General features: G+C 71.5%; 14 protein-coding genes. 5 read left to right on the top strand and 9 right to left on the bottom strand.

All coding sequences use genetic code 11. The annotated features are described in order from the left end of the window. Positions 1-103 precede the first annotated feature (103 nt). The 5 genes from ilvC to otsB all read right to left on the bottom strand — a co-directional run bounded on the left by ilvC (position 104) and on the right by otsB (position 6,113). Positions 104-1,132, bottom strand: coding sequence for a ketol-acid reductoisomerase (gene ilvC / locus MR1_RS10000; RefSeq protein WP_067245754.1), 1,029 nt, complete (start codon positions 1,130-1,132; stop codon positions 104-106). 61 nt (positions 1,133-1,193) lie between these two features. After that, positions 1,194-1,703, bottom strand: coding sequence for an acetolactate synthase small subunit (gene ilvN, locus MR1_RS09995; RefSeq protein ID WP_067245751.1), 510 nt, complete (start codon positions 1,701-1,703; stop codon positions 1,194-1,196). Positions 1,704-1,706: 3 nt separating this feature from the next. After that, on the bottom strand, positions 1,707-3,509 hold the full coding sequence (locus MR1_RS09990) for an acetolactate synthase large subunit (protein WP_067245747.1): 1,803 nt from the start codon (positions 3,507-3,509) through the stop codon (positions 1,707-1,709). Positions 3,510-3,572: 63 nt separating this feature from the next. Beyond that, entirely contained in the window at positions 3,573-5,306 is a 1,734-nt protein-coding gene (ilvD, locus tag MR1_RS09985) for a dihydroxy-acid dehydratase (protein WP_067245744.1), read from the bottom strand. Between the two features lie 9 nt (positions 5,307-5,315). Next, positions 5,316-6,113 carry a trehalose-phosphatase gene (gene otsB, locus MR1_RS09980; protein ID WP_067245741.1) on the bottom strand — a complete coding sequence of 266 codons (798 nt, stop codon included), beginning with the start codon at positions 6,111-6,113 and terminating at the stop codon, positions 5,316-5,318. 142 nt (positions 6,114-6,255) lie between these two features. Here otsB and MR1_RS09975 point away from each other — a divergent pair, with 142 nt between their 5' ends. Beyond that, positions 6,256-6,906, top strand: coding sequence for a GyrI-like domain-containing protein (locus MR1_RS09975; RefSeq protein WP_067245738.1), 651 nt, complete (start codon positions 6,256-6,258; stop codon positions 6,904-6,906). A 14-nt stretch (positions 6,907-6,920) separates the two neighbouring features. On the opposite strand, the gene MR1_RS09970 is transcribed toward MR1_RS09975, so the two are convergent. Together MR1_RS09970 and MR1_RS09965 are read right to left on the bottom strand one after the other, a co-directional pair. Then, positions 6,921-7,211: a DUF3467 domain-containing protein gene (locus MR1_RS09970; protein ID WP_067245735.1), complete on the bottom strand. Its 291-nt coding sequence runs from the start codon at positions 7,209-7,211 to the stop codon at positions 6,921-6,923. 23 nt (positions 7,212-7,234) lie between these two features. Further along, a complete protein-coding gene (locus MR1_RS09965; RefSeq protein WP_067245731.1) occupies positions 7,235-8,650 on the bottom strand; it encodes an alpha,alpha-trehalose-phosphate synthase (UDP-forming) in 1,416 nt (471 codons plus the stop codon). Between the two features lie 162 nt (positions 8,651-8,812). Between MR1_RS09965 and MR1_RS19350 the strand changes: the two genes are divergently transcribed. Genes MR1_RS19350 through MR1_RS09950 form a run of 3 tightly spaced genes read left to right on the top strand, consistent with a single transcriptional unit; the run spans position 8,813 to position 12,005 of the window. Further along, positions 8,813-9,892, top strand: a complete 1,080-nt coding sequence (locus MR1_RS19350; protein WP_157518010.1) for a Bug family tripartite tricarboxylate transporter substrate binding protein — start codon at positions 8,813-8,815, stop codon at positions 9,890-9,892. Further along, positions 9,889-10,467, top strand: coding sequence for a tripartite tricarboxylate transporter TctB family protein (locus MR1_RS19715; protein WP_067245728.1), 579 nt, complete (start codon positions 9,889-9,891; stop codon positions 10,465-10,467). Before MR1_RS19350 ends, MR1_RS19715 begins: the two co-directional genes overlap by 4 nt. Continuing rightward, positions 10,467-12,005 (top strand): tripartite tricarboxylate transporter permease, encoded by a 1,539-nt coding sequence (locus MR1_RS09950; protein ID WP_067245725.1) that lies wholly within the window; start codon positions 10,467-10,469, stop codon positions 12,003-12,005. The genes MR1_RS19715 and MR1_RS09950 overlap by 1 nt, the downstream gene beginning before the upstream one ends. 51 nt (positions 12,006-12,056) lie before the next feature. Here MR1_RS09950 and MR1_RS09945 read toward each other — a convergent pair whose 3' ends face one another. Both MR1_RS09945 and MR1_RS09940 read right to left on the bottom strand, forming a co-directional pair. Then, positions 12,057-12,716 (bottom strand): response regulator, encoded by a 660-nt coding sequence (locus MR1_RS09945; RefSeq protein ID WP_067245722.1) that lies wholly within the window; start codon positions 12,714-12,716, stop codon positions 12,057-12,059. Then, complete coding sequence (locus tag MR1_RS09940) at positions 12,713-14,299, bottom strand: sensor histidine kinase (RefSeq protein ID WP_067245718.1); 1,587 nt, start codon at positions 14,297-14,299, stop codon at positions 12,713-12,715. Before MR1_RS09940 ends, MR1_RS09945 begins: the two co-directional genes overlap by 4 nt. Positions 14,300-14,463: 164 nt before the next feature. On the opposite strand from MR1_RS09940, the gene MR1_RS09935 reads away from it, so the two are divergent. Next, positions 14,464-15,468, top strand: a complete 1,005-nt coding sequence (locus tag MR1_RS09935; protein WP_067245715.1) for a tripartite tricarboxylate transporter substrate binding protein — start codon at positions 14,464-14,466, stop codon at positions 15,466-15,468. Positions 15,469-15,477: the final 9 nt, after the last annotated feature.

The following is a 15,477-nucleotide window of genomic DNA, read 5'->3' as shown; positions in this document are numbered from 1 at the left end:
GGGGGGGAAGGGTCAGCGCGCAGCGCTGCCCTCGACCCAGGCCCGAAGGGCCGGCGGGCGCTCCGCGCCCCGACCAGCACCGTCCTCGCGGACGACGTCGAGGTCAGCGCGCAGCGCTGCCCTCGACGTAGTCCTCGTCCGTCTGCTGCCAGGCGAACAGGGCGCGCAGCTCCTTGCCCGTGGCCTCGATCGGGTGCCCCTGCTCCTTCTCGCGAAGGGCGAGGAACTCCGCCGCGCCGTTGTCCTGGTCCTCGATGAAGCGCGTGGCGAAGGCGCCGGACTGGATGTCCGCCAGCACGTCCTTCATCCGCTCCTTCACCCCGGCGTCGATGACGCGCGGGCCCGAGACGTAGTCGCCGAACTCGGCCGTGTCGGAGATCGACCAGCGCTGCTTGGCGATGCCGCCCTCCCACATGAGGTCCACGATGAGCTTCAGCTCGTGCAGCACCTCGAAGTAGGCGATCTGCGGCTGGTAGCCGGCCTCGACCAGCGTCTCGAAGCCCGCCTGGACGAGGTGGCTCATGCCGCCGCACAGCACGGCCTGCTCGCCGAACAGGTCGGTCTCGGTCTCCTCGGTGAAGGTCGTCTTGATGACGCCGGCGCGGGTGCCGCCGATCGCCTTCGCGTAGGACAGCGCGGTGGCCCAGGCGTTGCCGGAGGCGTCGCGCTCGACCGCGATGATGTCCGGGATGCCGCGGCCGGCGACGAACTCGCGACGCACGGTGTGACCGGGCGCCTTCGGCGCGACGAGGATGACGTCCACGCCCTCGGGCGCGTCGATGTAGCCGAAGCGGATGTTGAAGCCGTGGGCGAAGGCCAGGGTCTTGCCCGCGGTCAGGTTCGGCGCGATCGCGTCGGCGTAGATCCCGCGCTGGTGCTGGTCGGGCGCCAGGATCATGATGAGGTCGGCCCAGGCGGTGGCGTCCGCGACGTTCTTGACCGGGAAGCCGGCCTCCTCCGCCTTGGCGATCGACTTCGAGCCCTCCTTGAGGGCGATCGCGACCTCGACGCCGGAGTCGCGCAGGTTCATCGCGTGCGCGTGACCCTGCGAGCCGTAGCCGACGATCGCGACCTTCTTGCCCTGGATGATGGACAGGTCCGCGTCGTCGTCGTAGAAGATCTCGGTGCTCACTTTGTCTTTCTCCTTGATAGTGGTTGGTTCGGGGCCCAGGGCCCCTGAGCGTGTGGGAGGGTCAGCCGCGCAGGACGCGCTCGGTGATGCTCTTGCTGCCGCGGCCGATCGCGAGCAGCCCGGACTGGGCGAGCTCCTTGATGCCGAACGGCTCCAGGGCCCGAAGCAGCGCCTCGACCTTGCCCTTGTCGCCGGTGACCTCGATCACCAGCGCATCGGGGGCGTAGTCGACCACCGACGCGCGGAAGAGGTTGACGACCTCCAGCACGTTGGAGCGGTTGGCGTTGTCCGTGCGGACCTTGACCAGCACGTGTTCGCGGTGCACGGAGGCGGCCGGGTCCAGCTCGACGATCTTGATGACGTTGATGAGCTTGTTCAGCTGCTTCGTCACCTGCTCGAGCGGCAGGTCCTCGACGTCCACGACGACCGTGATGCGCGAGATGCCGGGCACCTCGGTCACGCCCACCGCGAGGGACTCGATGTTGAAGCCGCGACGGGCGAAGAGCCCGGCGACGCGGGTCAGCAGACCGGGGGTGTCCTCGACGAGGAGGCTCAGCACATGGGTGGACACGTCTCAGTCCTCCTCATCGAACGCCGGCGCGTGGTCGCGCGCGTACTGGACATAGCTGTTGCTGACCCCCTGCGGCACCATCGGCCACACCATCGAGTCCGCGCTCACGACGAAGTCGATCACGACGGGGCGGTCGTTCGTCTCGAGGGCGAGGGTGATCGCGGCGTCGATCTCCTCCTCCTTCTCCACCCGGATCCCGAGGCAGCCGTAGGCCTCCGCGAGCTTCACGAAGTCGGGAACGCGGACCGAGCCGTGGCCCGTGTTGAGGTCCGTGTTGGAGTGACGGCCGTCGTAGAAGAGCGTCTGCCACTGCCGGACCATGCCGAGCGAGGAGTTGTTGATGATCGCGACCTTGATCGGGATGTTGTTGATGACGCAGGTCGCGAGCTCCTGGTTGGTCATCTGGAAGCATCCGTCGCCGTCGATCGCCCACACCACGCGGTCGGGCTCGGCCACCTTCGCGCCCATGGCCGCCGGCACCGCGTACCCCATGGTGCCCGCTCCCCCGGAGTTGAGCCAGGAGTTGGGGCGCTCGTACTTGATGAACTGCGCCGCCCACATCTGGTGCTGCCCGACCCCGGCGGCGTAGACCGCCTCGGGTCCGGTGAGCTCGCCGATGCGCTGGATCACGTGCTGCGGCGCGAGCAGGCCGTCCGTCGTCGGCGAGAAGCCGAGCGGGAACTCGGTGCGGAGGCCGTCGAGGTACGACCACCACTCCTCGATGTCGGGCTTCTGGCCGCCGGTGAGGCCGCGGAACGCCGCGTCCAGGTCCGTCAGGACGTCCTTCACGTCGCCCACGATCGGCACGTCGGCGGTGCGGATCTTGGAGATCTCGGCCGGATCGATGTCGACGTGCACGACCTTCGCGTTCGGGGCGAACAGCGCGGCCTTGCCCGTCACGCGGTCGTCGAAGCGCGTCCCGACGGCGAGCAGCAAGTCCGCCTCCTGGAGCGCGAGGACCGCGGGAACCGTCCCGTGCATCCCCGGCATGCCGAGGTGCTGCGGGTGCGAGTCCGGGAACGCGCCGCGCGCCATGAGCGTCGTCACGACGGGCGCGCCCGTCGACTCGGCGAGCTCCTTCAGCTCCGCCGAGGCACGGCCGCGGACGATGCCGCCGCCGACGTACAGCACGGGCTTGCGGGACTCGGCCAGCAGCGCGGCGGCCGCCTGGATCTGCTTTCCGTGCGCCTTCGTCACCGGGCGGTACCCGGGCAGGTCGTACTTCGGCGGCCAGACGAACGGAGCCTTGGCCTGCTGCGCGTCCTTGGTGATGTCCACGAGGACCGGGCCGGGGCGCCCGGTGCTGGCCACCTCGAAGGCGGCGGCGATGGCGCCGGGGATGTCCTCGGCGCGCTTGACGAGGAAGGAGTGCTTCGTCACCGGCATCGTGATGCCCACGATGTCGGCCTCCTGGAACGCGTCGGTGCCCATCAGCGTGGAGAACACCTGGCCGGTGATCGCCACGATCGGGATCGAGTCCATGTAGGCGTCGGCGATCGCCGTGACGAGGTTGGTCGCGCCGGGCCCGGAGGTGGCGATCGTGACGCCCACCCGGCCCGAGGCGGTCGCATAGCCCTCGGCGGCGTGACCGCCGCCCTGCTCGTGACGGACGAGGATGTGGCGGACGCCGGTGGAGTCCAGCAGGGGGTCGTAGACCTCCATGATGGCGCCGCCGGGGATGCCGAAGACATCCGTGACCCCGAGGAGCTCGAGGGAACGGACGACGGCTTGGGCTCCCGTCAGTTCGGGAGCGGCTGCAGGACGGGCGGGCGGCCGTGGCACGGCCGGCGCGGAGTCAGCGGTCATGGGATTCCTTGCGATCGATGATCGGATGACGGGGTGGGCGCCGCCGGACCGGCGGCGCGGGCCTCAGCCCGTCGTGGCTCCTTCGGCGGCGGAGCGCACGAGTCGGGAGTACTTGGCAAGAACGCCTCGGGTGTAGCGCGGAGGAAGCGGCTCCCAGCCTTCCCGGCGGGAGCTCAGCTCGGCCTCCTCGACGAGTAGGTCGAGAGTCCGAGCCGCGATATCGACCCGAATCAGATCACCATCGCGCACGAAGGCGATGGGACCGGCGTCCACCGCTTCGGGTGCTATGTGGCCGATGCACAGGCCGGTTGTGCCGCCTGAGAATCGTCCGTCCGTCAAGAGTAGTACATCTTTTCCGAGCCCCGCGCCCTTGATGGCCGCGGTGATCGCCAGCATCTCCCGCATGCCGGGGCCGCCCTTGGGTCCCTCGTAGCGGATGACCACGACGTCGCCGGCGCTGATCTCTCCGGCTTCCAGCGCGTCCATCGCCGCGCGCTCGCGCTCGAACACCCGCGCGGGCCCCTCGAACACGGCGGCGTCGAAGCCGGCCGTCTTCACCACGGCGCCCTCCGGCGCGAGGCTGCCGTGCAGGATCGTCAGGCCGCCGGTGGCGTGGATCGGGTCGTCGAAGCGACGGATGACGGTGCCGTCGACCGGCTGCGGGTCCAGCTCGCGCAGGTTCTCGGCGAGGGTCTTGCCGGTGACGGTCAGCGCGTCGCCGTGGAGCAGCCCCTCGTCCAGCATCGCCTTCATGATGACGGGGATCCCGCCGTGACGGTCGACGTCGTTCATCACGAACTGGCCGAACGGCTTGAGGTCGCCCACGTGCGGCACCTTGTCGCCGATCCGGTTGAAGTCGTGCAGGGTGAGGTCGACCCCGGCCTCGCGGGCGATCGCGAGCAGGTGGAGCACCACGTTGGTCGAGCCGCCCAGCGCCATCGCGAGCGCCACAGCGTTCTCGAACGCCTCGGGCGTGAGGATGTCCCCGGTCGTGATCCCCAGGCGCAGCAGGTTCACCACGGCCTCGCCGGAGCGGTGCGCGAACTGGTCACGGCGGCGGTCCGCGGACGGCGGCGCGGCGGAGCCCGGAAGGCTCAGGCCGAGCGCCTCGGCGACGGACGCCATCGTGTTCGCCGTGTACATGCCGCCGCACGCGCCCTCACCGGGCGCGAACGCGCACTCGATCCGCTTGAGGTCCTCCTCGCTCATCCGGCCGGACAGGCACGCGCCGACGCCCTCGAAGGAGTCGATGATCGTGATGTCCTTCTCCGTCCCGTCGGACAGCTTCACCCAGCCCGGGGCGATCGACCCGGCGTAGAGGAAGACGCTGGAGAGGTTGAGCCGGGCGCTGGCCATGAGCATGCCGGGGATCGACTTGTCGCACCCGGCGAGCAGCACGGACCCGTCGAGGCGCTCGGCCATCATCACCGTCTCGACCGAGTCGGCGATGACCTCGCGGGAGACGAGGGAGAAGTGCATCCCCTCGTGCCCCATCGAGATGCCGTCGGAGACGGAGATCGTGCCGAACTGCAGCGGGTATCCGCCTCCCGCGTGCACGCCCTCCTTCGCCCCCTGGGCGAGCCGGTCCAGGCTCAGGTTGCACGGCGTGATCTCGTTCCAGCTCGACGCGATGCCGATCTGGGGCTTGTCCCAGTCCGCGTCGCCCATGCCGACGGCACGGAGCATGCCGCGCGAGGTCGTGGCCTCGATGCCGTCGGTGACGACGCGGCTGCGGGGCTTGATGTCGATGTCTGAGCGCGCGGCGAGCGCGCCGGTGGAAGGCTCGTTCGGGGACATGCTCGCAGTCTATTCCTGCGCCGACGCCCTCTCGTGCGCGAGAACGCCGAGGAGCAGGCCCATCCCTTGTGGATCCTCCACACGAAGGACCGCGGCCGTCTCGCCCGGGCCGACGCGGACTCCGACGTCCTCGGGACCGAGCGTGCGCATGGCGTCCTCGTCGGTGACGTCGTCGCCGGCGAACAGCACGGCGGTGGCACCGTAGTGCTCCCGCAGCCGCGCGATCGCGGCGTCCTTGCCCTCGCTGCGCCAGGAGAACTCCCGGATGTGGTGGCCGGTCCGACGCCGCCAGCGCGGGATCCGCCGCGCGGCCCATTCGTCCACGAGGGCGAACGCGCGGTCCTCGTCCCCCTGCGTCGCGCGGCGGGCGTGGACGCCGAACCCGAGGCTCTTGGGCTCGAAGTCGATGCCCGGGATCGGGCGGATGAGCTCCTGCACCTCGGCCTCGATCTCGCCGCGCCCGTCCGGCTCGGCGAGCGCCGCGTCATCGTCGCCGCCGGCCTCTCCCGGGAACCAGTACTGCACGCCGTGCGACCCCGCGAGCGCCAGCCGCGAGTCGTCGGCGTGCTCCGCGATCTCGCGGAGGTGGTGGAGGCTGCGCCCGGAGACGTACGCGACCGTCGTGTCCGGCAGCGCGGCCAGCCGCGCGACCGCCTCGGCCACCTCCGGGAGCGCGCGCGCCGACATCGGGTCGTCGACGTGCGGAGACGCCGTCCCGTCGAAGTCGAGCGCGACGAGCAGCCTCGGGGTCCGGGCGAGCGCAGTCAGCGCATGGTCGGCGGTCTCGGGCGTCCAAGGGCGGGTCATCGTTCCTCCGTGTTCGCAAGCGGTCGGTTCCAGTATCCCGTGCCGGTCCCGCGACGCGTCCGGGGACCCTGCGCTCACGGACTCTCCCATTCCCGCGCACGGTGACGTTGCGGCCGGGCGCCCGCTGTGCTCGGCTGTCCTCATGAGCCCCGAGCGCCCCGTCACCGGCCGCCCGGCCGGAAAGGCCGACCTGGTCAAGACCCTGGACGCGTACCGGGCGCGCCGCGGCGAGTTCCGTGTCGTTGACGTGCCGCCTCTGCAGTACCTGATGGTGGACGGACACGGCGATCCCAACGTCTCCCCTGACTACGCCTCGGGGATCGAGGCGCTCTATCCGCTCGCCTACGCGCTGAAGTTCGCCAGCAAGCGCGTGCTGGGGCGGGACTACGTCGTCCCGCCCCTGGAGGGACTGTGGTGGGCGGAGGACATGGAGACGTTCACCGCCCGCCGCGACAAGTCCCAGTGGGACTGGACGCTGATGATCCTCACCCCCGACTGGATCGGACGGGAGGCGTTCGAGGAGGCTCTCGCCGCCGTCCGTGCGAAGAAGGCCCCGCCCCGCATCGACGACGTGCGTCTGGAGACACTCGAGGAGGGGCTCTGCGTGCAGACGCTGCACCTCGGGCCGTACGACGATGAGGGGCCCGTCCTGGAACGGATGCACGACGAGATCATCCCGGGCGAGAGACTGCGACGGACAGGCATCCATCACGAGGTCTACTTCAGCGACGCCCGGCGGACCGCGCCCGCGCGTCTGCGCACACTCCTGCGCCAGCCCGTCGAGCGCGTCTGAGGACGACGTCCCGCCTATCGACGGCCCTGCTCGGCCTCCCACGCGCTGTACTGCTTCTCCAGCGCCTTCATGATCTCCCACACCTGCGCGGCCGGGACCCGCACGCGGCTGACGAGCTCCGCATCGGCGACCGTCTGCCCGGCGTTCTCGGGATCCGGACGCATCGGCTGAGAGAGGGCGAGGAAGTCGAGCACGAAGGTCTCGCTGGTGTGCCAGACGCCGGCGAAGTCGGCGTAGTGGCCGGCGACCCGGTCGTCGGGGACCTTGACGTTGAGTCGGGGCGGGGAGGACGCGGGCTGGCTCATCACCCCATGCTATGAGGCCCGTCTCAGCCGCGGGCGGCGCGCACCTCCCCGAGAGCCGTGAGGAACGCCGAGGACCACGCCGTGACGTCGTTCTCCAGCACGCGCTTGCGCAGCGCGCGCATGCGACGCCCCTGCTCGGCCGCCGGCATCTCCACCGCCGTCATGATCGCGTCCTTGAGGCCTTCGATGTCGTGGGGGTTGACCCGCACGGCCTGGCGCAGCTCGTCCGCGGCACCGGTGAACTCGCTCAGCACGAGCACGCCGCGGTTGTCGGCGCGCGTGGCGACGTACTCCTTCGCCACGAGGTTCATCCCGTCGCGCAGCGCCGTCACGAGCATCACGTCGGCGGCCAGGTAGAGCGCGACCATCTCCTCCCGGGGGTGCCCCTGGTGCAGGTAGCGGATGGCGGTGTGGTCCATGGTGTCGTGGTTGCCGTTGATCCTGGCGACCGCGAGCTCGATCTCGTCGCGCAGGTGCACGTAGGCGTCCACCCGCTCGCGGCTCGGGCTCGCGACCTGGACGAAGGTGCAGTCCTCGACGGAGAGGCGGCCCTGGTCGAGGAGCTCGCCGAACGCCTTGATGCGGTGCCGGATGCCCTTCGTGTAGTCCAGCCGGTCCACGCCGAGCAGGATCCGCTTGGGGTTTCCGAGCCCCTCCCGGATCTCCGCGGCGCGGGCCTGGATGTCCGGACGCGCGGCGAGCTCGCGGTACGGCCGGGTGTCGATCGAGATGGGGAACGACCGGGCGACGACCGGGCGCGTCCCCCCGCCGGGCACCGGCACGGAGACCGTGGAGGCCTTGATCTCGTGCTTCAGCCTCCGCCGGACCGCCGTGAGGAAGTACGTCGCGTCCTGTGCCCGCTGGAAGCCGATGACATCGGCGCCGAGCAGTCCCTGGAGCACCTGATCGCGCCAGGGAAGCTGCGCGTAGAGCCCGTGGGCGGGGAACGGGATGTGGTGGAAGTAGCCGATGGTGAGATCGGGACGCAGCTCGCGCAGCAGCTGCGGGACGAGCTGGAGCTGGTAGTCGTGCACCCAGACCGTCCCGCCGTCCGAGACCGCCTTCGCCGCCGCCTCGGCGAAGCGCCGGTTCACGCGGACGTAGGCGTCCCACCACTCCCGGTGATACTGCGGCGGCGCGATCACGTCGTGGTACAGCGGCCAGATCGTGTCGTTCGCGAAGCCCTCGTAGTACTCCTCGACGTCGGTCGACGAGAGCGTGACCGGGATCAGACGGATCCCGTCGATCTCGAACGGGGCGAGATCCAGGTCGGGCTGCCCCGCCCACCCCACCCAGGCGCCGTCCACATCGTGCATGACGGGTTCGAGCGCGGCCACGAGTCCTCCCGGCGAGCGCCGCCAGGACTCCTCGCCGTCCCCACTCACCACCCGGTCGACGGGAAGACGATTGGCGACGACGACGAACTCGGCAGCGGGCATGGTGCTCCTCCTCGGGGTCGGATTCCGCTTCCCAGGCTAGCGAGCGCCGGCCGTCCGGTTGACGCAACTTACGAAAGCTATGCGCGCCGCCGCCGCGCGACGCACCCTGGGTGGGCGGGTCATCGAGGATCCGCCCTCGTTCATCCTCTGAAAGGACAGATGATGCACTCAGAGCCCCGCGCCGACGCGGGCCTGCAGAACGACCCGGCGGTGGCCGTGTACACCGGGGTCCTCCCCGCGGAGAGGCCGCCCCGCCGCTGGCCCCGGATCGTCGGACGTGCCGCGTTCGCCGTGATCGCGGTGTCCTCCATCGTGGCGGCCACGGCCTTCTCCTTCGCCTCCGGCAGCACGGGCGCAGACCCGCGCTCCTCGCTGACGCTCATCGCGCCGGCGGGCGTCGGCGGCGGCTGGGACGGCTTCGCCCGGGAGCAGCAGCAGGCCATGCGGATCGACGGCATCGCGAACAACGTGCAGGTCGTGAACATCCCGGGTGCCGGCGGGACCATCGGCCTCAGCGCCTTCACCGGCATGGAGCCGACGGCCAACACGCTGCTGGCCACCGGCGCCGCCATGCTCGGCGGGATCGTGCTGAACCGCTCCTCGGTCGATCTCTCCGACGTCCGCCCGATCGCCCGCATCGCCGAGGACTACTCGGTGTTCGTCGTGCGCGCGGATGCGCCGTGGGACACGGTGGACGACTTCGCCGCGGCGTGGGACGCCGACCATCGCGGGATCCGCTTCACCGGCGGATCCGCCGGGTCGATCGACCACCTGCTCATCGCCCAGTTCGCCCAGGTGCAGGACATCCCGCCGGCGGAGATCACGTACATCCCGAAGTCCGGGGGCGGCGAGGCGATCCAGACCCTCATGTCGGACACCGCGGACGTCGCCGTCACGGGCTACAACGAGGTCGCCGACCAGGTCGAGGCCGGCCGGGTGAAGGTGCTGGCGATCTCCGCGCCGCAGCGACTGCCCGGCGTCGACATCCCGACGTTCGAGGAGGAGGGATACGGCGTGAACCTCGTCAACTGGCGGGGCCTGCTGGCCCATCCCGGCATCTCGGACGAGCAGTTCGAGGCCGTGCGTCAGATCGTCCGGGAGACGGCCGAGTCCGACGCGTGGGCGGATGCGCTCGCCCGGAACAAATGGGTGGACTCGTACCTCGACGGCGAGGAGCTCGAGAGGTTCCTCGTCGAGGACCAGGAGCGCACCGCCGCACTCGTGAAGGAGCTGGGACTGTGACCGCTGTCGACACCGCTGCCGCCGCCACGGCCAGGACCTCGTGGTGGACCGGGCGCGCGGGGCTCGTGATCCCCGCCATCCTCTTCGCCTTCTCGGCCTATCTCACGGTCGGGATCCTCACGATGCAGGTCCCCGAGGGCGCCTCCGCGCCCGGGCCGGCCTTCTTCCCGGCACTCATCGCGATCGCCGGGTTCGTCGTCTCGGTCCTGCTCGCACTCCAGTACATCCGCACTCCGGAGCCGGCCGAGCCCGCGACCTACAGCGAGTTCGACGAGGTGTCGGACTCCGCCCGGGCCGAGGCGGAGGCCGCCGCCCGGGTGAAGTACCGGTTCTTCTCCGACTGGGTGTGCGTCGCGTGGGCGGCCGGCGGGTTCCTCGCGTTCTCGCTGCTGCTCGTGCCCGCGGGATGGATCCTCGCCGGGGCGCTGCTGTTCTGGTGCGTGGCGCGGGCGATGGGCTCCCGCAAACCCCTGCTCGACGCGGTCATCGCGCTGATGATGTCGAGCCTCGTCTACCTGGCGTTCGGCGTCGCGCTGGGTCTGGACCTGCCGTCCGGCGTCCTGGGAGGTCTGTGATGGATGCGATCGGAATGCTGATGGAGGGGTTCGCGCACGCGTTCACCCCGATGAACCTGCTGTTCGTCGTCGTCGGCTGCCTCCTCGGCACCGCGGTCGGCGTGCTGCCCGGGCTGGGGTCGTCCATGGCCGTGGCGCTGCTGCTGCCGATGACGTTCGCGCTCGATCCGACGGCCGCGTTCATCATGTTCGCGGGCGTGTACTTCGGCGGGCTGTTCGGCGACTCCACCATGGCGATCCTGCTCAACACCCCGGGACAGGCATCGTCGATCGCCTCCACGTTCGAGGGGCACAAGATGGCGCGTGCGGGCCGGGCTCCCCAGGCCCTGGCCACCGCGGCCATCGGCGCCTTCATCGGCGGCATGGTGTCCTGTGTCGTCGTGGTCTTCCTGGCCCCGGCTCTCGCCGCGCTGTCCAGCGCGTTCGGACCGGCCGAGTACTTCGCCCTCGCGCTGTTCGCCTTCATCGCCACCTCCTCGGTGGTCGCCGACTCCGTGCTCAAGGGCATCGCGGCGCTCATCCTGGGCCTGGGGCTCGCCACGATCGGGATCGACTCGGTCTCGGGGGCGGAGCGCTTCAGCTTCGGCGTCCCGCAGCTGTTCGACGGCGTCTCGCTCGTGACCGTGACGGTGGCGATCCTGGCGCTCGGCGAGGTGTTCCACATCGCCAGCCGGATCCGCCGCGACCCCACGTCGCGGATCCTGCGCAGCAAGGGACGACCGTTCCTCAGCCGAGCGGAGTTCCGGGAGGCGATGCCGGCCTGGCTGCGCGGGACCGGGATCGGGCTGCCGTTCGGCGTGATCCCCGTCGGCGGTGCGGACGTGCCGACCTTCATCGCCTATTCGGCGGAGAAGGCGTTGGACAAGCGGCGCAAGGACCCGCAGTTCGGACGCGGTGCGATCCGCGGTCTCGCCGCCCCGGAGGCGGCGGGCAACGCGACCACCGGGACCGCGATGGGCGCGCTGCTCGCGCTCGGGCTGCCCGTGTCGGCCACGGCCGCGATCATGCTCGCCGCCTTCCGCCAGTACGGACTGCAGCCGGGACCGCTGCTGTTCGAACGCGCACCCGAACTGGTGTGGGGGCTGCTCGCGAGCTTCTTCCTGGCCATGGTCGTACTGCTCATCCTCAACCTGCCGTTCGCGCAGCTGTGGGCGAAGCTCCTGCTGATCCCGCGCCCGTACCTCTACGGGGGCATCGCGCTGATGTGCGGCCTGGGCGTGTTCGCGACGTCCTCGTCGTCCTTCGAGCTCCTGTTGCTGCTGGGCGTCGGTGTGCTCGGGTTCGCCATGCGCCGCTTCGGAGTCCCGCTGGCGCCGCTGCTGATCGGCATGGTGCTCGGACCGCTCGCAGAGACCAGCATGCGTGACGCGCTGCTGAGCTCCGGCGGCGACTACGGGACGTTCGTCGCCGGTCCGATCCCGCTCGTGATCTACGCGCTCCTGCTCGGGGCGCTCGCGATCTCGGTGGTGGGCCGGATCCGGACGCGGAAGACGGCCGCTCCCGTCGCCGCACCCGAGAAGGAGACCGCCGACGCCTGAGCCGTGACCCGGACCCCGCGTTCCCGTTCGCCGGAACGCGGGGTCCTCGCGTCACGGGAGCAGGTAGCGCCGCTCCGGGCGCCCCGCACCGTAGCGCAGCCGCACCCGGACCTCGCCACGCTCGTGCAGGTGCTCCAGATAGCGCCGGGCGCTCACCCGCGAGATCCCGATCCGGTCGGCCGCCTCCTGCGCGGACAGGTCCTCCTCCGCGGCGGCGAGCACCTCGCGCACGGCCCTCAGCGTCTCCTCCGCCAGTCCTCGTCCGGACCGGCCGGCGGCGGGGCCCGCGCCGAACACGCGGTCGACGGCGGCCTGGTCGGCCAGCCCCTCTCCCGGCGCGTCGTGCAGGTGGACCCGGTAGCGGGCCAGACGGTCGCTGAGCTCCTGACGCTCGAACGGCTTGACGAGATAGCCCGCGACGCCGCCGCGCAGCGCCTGCGCGACCGTGCGCTGCTCGCGCGCCGCGGTGATGACGATGGCGTCGAGCTCGGGACGGATCTGCCGCAGCCTCGGCAGGAGAGCCAGGCCGTGTCCGTCGGGCAGGTGCAGATCGAGGAGGACGAGGTCCGGGGCGCGTTTGGCGACAGCGTCGAGCGTCGCACTGACGGTGTGCGCGATGCCGCACACACGGAAGCCGGGCTCGTCGGCGACGAAGCCGGCGTGCAGGCCGGCGACGGTCGGGTCGTCGTCGACCACGAGGACGTCGATCACGGGTTCTTCTCTCCTTCGGCACGGTCTCCGGCGCGGCGAAGGAGCGTGGCGGTGAACACCGCGCCGTCCGTGTCCGCGCCCGTCACGTCTCCCCCGTTGCGGCGACAGACGTGCCGGACGAGGGCGAGTCCGTATCCCCGGCCTCCGGGGTCCGCGGCCTCCTTGGTGCTGACGCCGCGCGCGATCAGCAGCTCCGGATCCACGCCGCCGAAGCCCGGACCGGAGTCCTGCACGGTGACGGTGATCACCCCGTCCTCGTCGCGGACGTCGACGTCGACCTCTGCCGCCTCCTGCCCGGAGACGGCGTCGAACGCGTTGTCGATGAGGTTGCCGACCACCGTGATCAGGTCGTTCGACAGCGCAGGGGCGACGGCGCCGAGCTGTGCGTCCTCGTCCAGCAGCAGGCTCACCCGTCGCTCCGCCGCGACCGAGGACTTGGCGATGAGCAGCGCGGCGAGGGGCGGGTCCGCGATCTGCTCGGTCACGGCGTCCACCATGGCCGAGCGGGTGAGGGCGATGCCGGAGATGTAGCGGAGAGCCTGCTCCGCCTCCCCCGTCTGCAGCAGCCCTGAGACGGTGTGCATCTGGTTGGCGAACTCGTGGGTCTGGGCACGGAGCAGGTCGGTCGTCGTCCGGCTCGCCCCGAGCGCCTCCTCCAGCGCCAGCAGCTCCGTGCGGTCGCGGAGCGTCGTCACCGTGCCCACGGCCCGATCACGGGCACGGATCGGGCGGCGGTTGACCACGAGGAGGCGGTCGGCCACGACGAGGGGGGCGTCCGATCCGGGTTCGGCGGCGTTCGGTGCGAGGGCGAGCCGGACGGCGGGATCGGTGTCGATCTGGTCGAGCCGCTGCCCCTCCCTGACGCTCTGCCAGCCGAGGAGCTCTCGCGCCGCCTCGTTGAGCACCGAGACGCGGCCGTCCGCGTCCACGGCCACCACGCCCTCCTTCACCCCGCGGATCAGCGCCTCTCGGTGCTCGACGAGCTCCGCGATCTCCCCCGGCTCCATGCCGAGCGTCTGCCGCTTCAGCCGGCGCGACAGGAGGTAGGAGCCGCCGACGCCGATGGCCCCGAACACGGCGAGCGTGACGAGGAGGTCCGGGACCGCCGCGCGGATCCGCTCGGGCCACTCCGGGTAGTCCTGGACCGCGACGGCCACGCCGATGAGGGCTCCCGTCTCGTCGAGGACCGGTGCCCGGGACAACAGCACCGGGTGCGCCTCGAGGGAGGCGGTGCCGGTCCACGACCGGTCCGGTTCCGCCCCCGCCATCTCGGGCGGTGCCGGCTTGCCGCTTCGCGTCGGGTCGGTCGAGGCGACCACGCGCCCCTCCGCGTCGACGATCGCGGTCTCCGACAGCCCCGCGACGCCGCGGGCCGATTCGGCGGCGACGAGCAGCGCCTCGGGAGGGGCGCCCCCGGCGTCGGCCTCGGGCAGCAGCGCCCGCAGCAGCGGCGAGGCGGCGAGCGACTCGGCTGTCGAGAGGGTCCGACGGCTCTCCTGCTCCTCGAAGGTCCGCAGCGACTGGCCGAGGGAGAGGTAGAGGACGCCGGAGAGCGCACCGGCCAGCACCACGAGCTGCAGCACGAGCAGCTGCGCGGCGAGGCTGAGGCGGACGGGCCCGCGGGGTTCGGCCAGGAGTCCCTCCCGATAAGGTGTGCCCAGGCGGGACGTGGGTGCGGTTGTGCTCCACCCTAGATCGACCGGGCGTCGAGCGGGGCGCATCCCGCCGCGAGCAGGAGGAGGCGACGATGCGACGACCCGCGTCCTCCGCCCTCCCCGCCGCGTCCTTCTCCCGGCGCACGCTACTGCGCGGTGCGGTCGCGGGGGCGACGGCGGCGGCCCTCGCCGGGTGCGCTCCGCTCGGACCCCAGGAGATCGACTCCCCTGCACGGCGGATCCTCGTTCCCGCCGCCGTCGGAGGCGGCTACGACCTCACTGCGCGCACGGCCGCGAAGATCCTGCTCACGGAGGGCATCGTCGCCCCGTTGCCCGACGTGTTCAACGTCCCCGGCGGAGGCGGTGTCCCGGGCCTCGTCCGGACGATCGCCGCCGCGGGCGAGGAGCATCTGGCGCTCGCGATGGGGCTCGGGATCGTCGGAGCGGCGTGGGCCTCGGGGATGACGGACGAGCTCGCCGCGCTCACCCCGCTGGCCCAGGTCGCCACCGAGCCGGGGGTCGTCCTCGTGCCCCCGGACTCGCCCTTCCGCACGCTCGACGCGGCGTTGGCGGCCTGGCGCGCCGACCCGGCGGGGCTGCGGGTCAGCACCGGCTCCTCCCCCGGGGGCCCCGATCACCTCCTCGTGGTGCAGGTGGCCAGGGCCGCCGGCGTGGACCCCTCCGCGATCCGCCTCTCCGCCGCCAGCGGTGGCGGAGAGCTGCTCTCCCGCCTGCTCACGGGCGAGGCGGACCTGGCGTTCGGCGGAGCAGGAGAGCTGCGCAGGCAGCTCTCCGCGGGAGTCGTGCGGGCGGTGGCGGTCTCCTCCGCCGAGCGCGTCGCCGGACTCGACGTCCCCACCTTGACGGAGTCGGGCATCGACGTGGTGTTCCGCAACTGGCGGGGCTTCGTCGCACCGCCCGGGATCGGGGCCGCGGCGCGCGAGCGGTGGATCGACGACCTCTCGCGCATGCGGCGCGCCCGCGCCTGGCGGGACGCCCTCGTCGAGAACGGCTGGGACGACGCGTTCGTGACCGGCGCGGCGTTCGGGGAGCGGATCCGGCAGCAGCTCGGCGTCGTCGCCGCGACCCTCAGCTGAGCGCCGCGA

It is taken from the genome of Microbacterium resistens NBRC 103078 (assembly GCF_001552355.1).
Classification (GTDB): domain Bacteria; phylum Actinomycetota; class Actinomycetes; order Actinomycetales; family Microbacteriaceae; genus Microbacterium; species Microbacterium resistens.
The sequence above is the reverse complement of the archived record's forward strand: the minus strand, read 5'-3'. Positions and strand labels throughout refer to the sequence as shown.